The sequence below is a fragment of the Kocuria sp. APC 4018 genome, assembly GCF_030407675.1.
Classification (GTDB): domain Bacteria; phylum Actinomycetota; class Actinomycetes; order Actinomycetales; family Micrococcaceae; genus Kocuria; species Kocuria rhizophila.
The window spans coordinates 1-6051 of sequence record NZ_JASDCY010000091.1; the positions used below are offsets into that span (position 1 = coordinate 1).

Here is a 6051-nt window from a genome sequence, read left to right on the forward strand (position 1 = left end):
CCCGCACCCCGCAAGACGCTCACCTGGCAGCAGCTGCGCGAGGCCCTGCCCGGCGCCGTGCGCAAGCTCGACCCCCGCACCCAGTGGCACAACCCCGTGATGTTCATCGTGTGGGTGGGAGCCGTGGTCACCACGGTGTTCGCCGTGGCGGAGCTGCTCGCCGGCGGCGCGCAGGACTCCGGCGGCACCGCGGTGCCCGGCGCGTTCACGTGGGCGATCGCCGTGTGGCTGTGGCTCACCGTGGTCTTCGCGAACCTCGCGGAGTCCATCGCGGAGGGCCGCGGCAAGGCCCAGGCGGAGTCCCTGCGCCAGACGCGCACCAGCACCACCGCGCACCGCGTGCGGGACTACGACGACGCCGCGGACCCGGGTGCCCAGCGCGCGGTCACCGAGGAGGCGTCCTCGGCGGACCTCACCCTGGGTGACGTGGTGGTGGTCTCCGCGGGCGAGCTGATCCCCGGGGACGGGGACATCGTGTGGGGCATCGCGAGCGTGGACGAGTCCGCGATCACCGGCGAGTCCGCCCCCGTGGTGCGCGAGTCCGGCGGCGACCGCTCCGCGGTGACCGGTGGCACGCGCGTGCTCTCGGACCGGATCGTCGTGCGGATCACCTCCAAGCCCGGTGAGACGTTCGTGGACCGGATGATCTCCCTGGTGGAGGGCGCCGCCCGCCAGCGCACCCCCAACGAGATCGCCCTGAACATCCTGCTGGCGTCCCTGTCCATCGTGTTCGTGGTGGTCACGCTGAGCCTGAACCCGATTGCCTCCTACCCCGCGAGCCCCGCGAGCGTGACCGTGCTGATCGCGCTGCTCGTGTGCCTGATCCCCACGACCATCGGCGCGCTGCTCTCCGCGATCGGCATCGCGGGCATGGACCGGCTGGTGCAGCGCAACGTGCTGGCCATGTCAGGGCGCGCCGTGGAGGCCGCCGGGGACGTGACCACCCTGCTGCTCGACAAGACCGGCACCATCACGTACGGCAACCGCCGCGCCACCGCGTTCGTCCCGCTCACCGGGGTGGCCGAGGAGGAGCTCGTGCACGCCGCGGCGCTCTCGTCCCTGGCGGACCCCACGCCCGAGGGCTCCTCGATCGTGGACCTGGCCCGCGAGCGCGGGGCGAGCCTCGAGCAGGAGGCCGCGGGCGACGTCGTCCCCTTCACCGCGCAGACGCGGATGTCCGGGCTGGACCTGCCGGACGGCTCGCAGATCCGCAAGGGCGCGGGCTCCGCGATCGTCGCGTGGCTCTCGGAGGACGGCGCGCAGCCGGACGACGCCGCCCGCGGTGAGCTCCAGGAGCGCGTCACCAAGATCTCCCGCTCGGGCGGCACCCCGCTGGTGGTCGCGCACAAGCGGGCCGACGGCGCGGCGCGCGTGCTCGGCGTGGTGCACCTCAAGGACGTGGTCAAGGAGGGGCTCACCGAGCGCTTCGCGCAGCTGCGCGCCATGGGCATCCGCACCGTGATGGTCACGGGTGACAACCCCCTGACCGCCGCGGCGATCGCGGAGGAGGCCGGCGTGGACGACTACCTCGCGGAGGCCACCCCGGAGCAGAAGCTCGCGTACATCCGCACGGAGCAGGAGGGCGGGAACCTCGTGGCCATGACCGGGGACGGCACCAACGACGCCCCCGCGCTGGCCCAGGCGGACGTGGGCGTGGCCATGAACACCGGCACCTCCGCGGCCAAGGAGGCCGGGAACATGGTGGACCTGGACTCGGACCCCACCAAGCTCATCGACATCGTGGCCATCGGCAAGCAGCTGCTCATCACCCGCGGGGCGCTCACCACGTTCTCGATCGCCAACGACATCGCCAAGTACTTCGCGATCATCCCCGCGATCTTCATCGGGGTGTTCCCGGGGCTCGCGGTGCTCAACGTGATGGGCCTGCACTCGCCGGCCTCCGCGGTGCTCTCCGCCGTGATCTTCAACGCGATCGTGATCGTGTTCCTGGTCCCGCTGGCCCTGCGCGGCGTGAAGTACCGGCCCATGAACGCGTCCAAGACCCTGGGGCGCAACCTCGCGGTCTACGGGCTGGGCGGGATCATCATGCCCTTCCTGGGGATCTGGCTGATCGACCTGGTGGTCCGGTTGATCCCGGGCTTCTGAGCCGGCCCCCACCCCGCACCACAGAGATTTCGAGTCGTCGAGAAAGAAGCGATCGTCATGAGCATTGCCGCACACTCCTCCGGGCGCACCATGTCGGTGGCCGTCCGCACCCTGATCGTGCTCACCCTGCTGCTGGGCGTGGGCTACACCGCGGTGGTCACCGGGCTCGGGTACCTCGCGTTCCCCGAGCAGAGCCACGGGTCCATGATGACGGACGGCAACGGTGAGGTCCGGGGGTCCTCGCTGATCGGTCAGTCCTTCACGGACGCGGACGGCAACCCCCTGCCGCAGTACTTCCAGCCCCGGCCCTCGGCCGCCGGGGACGCGGGGTACGACGCGTCGTCGTCCTCCGGCACCAACTGGGGTCCAGAGAACGAGAACCTGGTGGAGGCCATCACCCAGCGCAAGCAGGCGATCGCGGAGCTCAACGGGGTGCCCGAGTCCGACGTCCCCGCGGACGCCCTGACCGCCTCCTCCTCCGGTCTGGACCCCCACATCAGCGCGCGCTACGCGGACATCCAGGTGGAGCGCGTGGCCCGGGAGCGGGGTCTTCCGGTAGAACAGGTGCGGGAGCTCGTGAGCCAGCACACCAAGAAGCCCGATCTGGGCTACGTGGGTGACCGCGTGGTGAACGTGGCCGAGCTCAACCTGGCACTGGACGAGACGAGGCACTGACATGACCGCACCGGGGCGGCTGAGGGTGCTGCTCGGCGCCGCTCCCGGCGTGGGCAAGACCTACCGGATGCTCGCGGAGGGCAAGGCGCTGCTGGCCGAGGGCAGGGACGTGGTGATCGGCGTCGTGGAGACCCACGGCCGCGCGGCCACCGCCGCCATGACCGAGGGTCTGCCCCAGGTCCCCCGGCTGCGCACCCGCTACCGGGACGTGGAGCTGGAGGAGATGGACGTGGCCGCCGTGCTGGAGCGCGCTCCGGACATCACCCTGGTGGACGAGCTCGCCCACACCAACGCCCCCGGCTCCGCGCACGAGAAGCGCTGGGAGGACGTCCAACAGCTGCTCGCCGCGGGGATCGACGTGATCTCCACGGTGAACATCCAGCACATCGAGTCCCTCAACGACGTGGTGGAGCGGATCACCGGCGCACCCCAGCGCGAGACCGTGCCGGACCGGTTCCTGCGCGGCGCGCACCAGATCGAGGTGGTGGACCTCGCACCCCAGGTGCTGCGGGACCGGCTCGCAGAGGGGCTCGTGTACCCCGCCGAGCGCGTGGACGCGGCGCTGTCCCACTACTTCCGCCTGGGCAACCTCACCGCGCTGCGGGAGCTCGCGCTGCTGTGGCTCGCGGACGAGGTGGACCAGGCGCTCATGCACTACCGCCGCGAGCACGACATCGACGGCACGTGGGAGGCCCGCGAGCGCGTCGTCGTGGCCCTGACGGGCGGGCCCGAGGGCGAGACCCTGCTGCGCCGCGGCGCTCGGGTGGCGGCCCGCTCGGCGGGCGGTGACCTGCTGGCCGTGCACGTGATCGCGCAGGACGGCGTGCGCGCCGACAACCCCGCGGCACTCGCGCAGCAGCGGGCGCTCGTGGAGAAGCTCGGCGGGACCTTCCACCAGGTGGTGGGGGATGACATCCCCGCGGCCCTCGTGGAGTTCGCCCGCTCGGTCAACGCCACGCAGCTGGTGCTGGGCACCAGCCGCCGCAGCCGGCTCGCCGCCGCCTTCACGGGTCCGGGCATCGGGGCCACGGTCACCAAGGAGTCCGGGGAGATCGACGTGCACATGGTCGCCCACGCGCAGGCGGGCGGGCAGTTCACGCTCCCCCCGCTGGGCGGTGCGCTCTCCGCACGACGCCGCGTGCTCGGCTTCCTGGTGGCGCTGCTGGGCGGTCCGGCGCTCACCGTGGCGCTGGCCGGGGCGCGCTCCCCGGACGCCATCACGAGCGACGTGCTCGCGTACCAGCTGCTCGTGGTGGTCGTGGCGCTCGTGGGCGGGATCTGGCCCGCCCTGTTCGCGGCGGTGCTCTCCGGGCTCACCCTGGACTACTTCTTCATCGACCCCGTCCACACCATCACCATCGCGGACCCCCTGCACCTGCTCGCGCTAATCCTCTACACGGTGATCGCCGCGCTCGTGAGCTTCGTGGTGGACCGCGCGGCCCGCTACACCCGCACCGCCCGCCGGGCCGCCGCGGAGTCCGAACTGATCCAGAGCATCGCGGGCAGCGTGCTGCGCGGCGAGGACGCCGTGCAGGCGCTCGTGGACCGCGCGCACGAGGTGTTCCGCGTTCCGGGGGTGCGCATCATGGCGGGAGACACGGTGGTCGCGAGCGCGGGGGACGTGGAGCCCGGGGACGAGCCCACCGTCATGCCCCTGGACGGCGGGGGTGCCCTGGAGCTGCACGGCGGGCACCTGGCCTCGTCCGAGCGGCGGCTGCTGAGCGTCGTCGCCGTGCAGATGAGCGCGGCCCTGGAGCGGCAGCGGCTGCAGGCGGCGGCCGAGGAGATCGGGCCGATCGCGGCGTCGGACCGGGTGCGCGGTGCGCTGCTGTCCGCGCTGAGCCACGACCTGCGGCGCCCGCTGGCGTCCGCCACGGCGGCGGTGGGCGGGCTGCGCGCGGCCGGGGACTCGCTCACACCGGAGGACCGGCAGGAGCTCATGGACACCGCGGACGAGAGCCTCACCGCGCTGGCCACCCTGGTCAACGACCTGCTGGACGTGAGCCGCGTGCAGGCGGGCGTGCTGTCCCTGGGCACCACGTCCACGGACCCGGCGGACTCGGTGGCCTCCGCGCTGGACGAGCTGCAGCTGGGGCCCTCCGAGGTGCGCCTGGACCTGGCCCACCACGGCGCCACGGTGCTCGCGGACCCGGTGCTGCTGCAGCGCGCGCTGGTGAACCTGCTGGCCAACGCCGAGCGGCACACGCCCGAGGGCGTTCCGGTCTCGGTCACCACCAGCACGTTCGCGGACCGGCTGGAGATCCGCGTGATCGACCACGGCCCGGGGATCGCCCCCGAGCGCCACGACGAGATGTTCGTGCCCTTCCAGCGCCTCGGGGACACGGACAACACCACCGGGCTGGGGCTCGGACTGGCGCTATCGCGTGGTTTCGTGGAGGCCATGCAGGGCACGCTCACCCCGGAGGACACCCCGGGCGGCGGGCTGACCATGGTGGTCTCACTGCCGCTGGAGACACTCGGGACGACGACGCCGCCCGCGGCCTCCGCGCCCGAGGCGCCGTTCGCGCGCGGGGCGGGGACAGCGGCGTCGTCCGCCGGGACCGACGAACGGGAAGGGGGTGCACGGTGAAAATCCTCATCGCGGATGACGACCCGCAGATCCTGCGGGCGCTGCGGATCATCCTGGGCGCGAAGGGCTACCGGGTGATCACGGCCGCGAACGGTGCGGAGGCCGTGAGCGCGGCGGTGGACGAGCAGCCGGACATGTTCCTGCTGGACCTGGGGATGCCGCAGCTGGACGGGATCGAGGTGATCCAGGGGATCCGGGGCTGGTCCCAGGCGCCCATCCTGGTGGTCTCCGGGCGCACGGGCGCGGCGGACAAGGTGCAGGCGCTGGACACCGGGGCGGACGACTACATCACCAAGCCGTTCGCGATCGACGAGCTGCTGGCCCGCATCCGGGCGCTGACCCGGCGGATCCCGCAGGAGAAGACCGTGGCGGTCGTGCGGCTCGGGGACGTGACGGTGGATTTGGCCACCCACAGCGTGACCCGGGCGGTAGCGGGCGGGGTCAAGCAGATCCGGCTCACGCCCACGGAGTGGCAGGTCATGGAGGTGCTGCTGCGCAACGCGGGCAAGCTGGTGACCCGGCAGACGCTGCTCACCCACGTGTGGGGCACCGAGCACGTGCAGGACAGCGGGTACCTGCGGCTCTACATCTCGCAGCTGCGCAAGAAGCTGGAGGCGGACCCGGCCAACCCCCGGCACATCCTCACGGAGCAGGGCATGGGGTACCGGCTGGTGGGCGCG

The 6051-nt window shown here is 72.5% G+C and carries 4 protein-coding genes; all 4 read left to right on the top strand.

Features of this window, described 5'->3' with window-relative positions; translation table 11 throughout:
• On the top strand, positions 1–2106 hold a 2106-nt coding region (gene kdpB, locus QL985_RS11645), incomplete at its 5' end, for a potassium-transporting ATPase subunit KdpB (protein ID WP_290147928.1).
• A 57-nt stretch (positions 2107–2163) separates the two neighbouring features.
• Positions 2164–2781 (top strand): potassium-transporting ATPase subunit KdpC, encoded by a 618-nt coding sequence (gene kdpC / locus QL985_RS11650; protein ID WP_059281275.1) that lies wholly within the window; start codon positions 2164–2166, stop codon positions 2779–2781.
• A gap of 1 nt (position 2782) precedes the next feature.
• Complete coding sequence (locus QL985_RS11655) at positions 2783–5371, top strand: ATP-binding protein (RefSeq protein WP_082698347.1); 2589 nt, start codon at positions 2783–2785, stop codon at positions 5369–5371.
• A partial coding sequence (locus QL985_RS11660) for a response regulator transcription factor (protein WP_290147930.1) occupies positions 5368–6051 on the top strand: 684 nt, incomplete at its 3' end. The genes QL985_RS11655 and QL985_RS11660, both read left to right, overlap by 4 nt.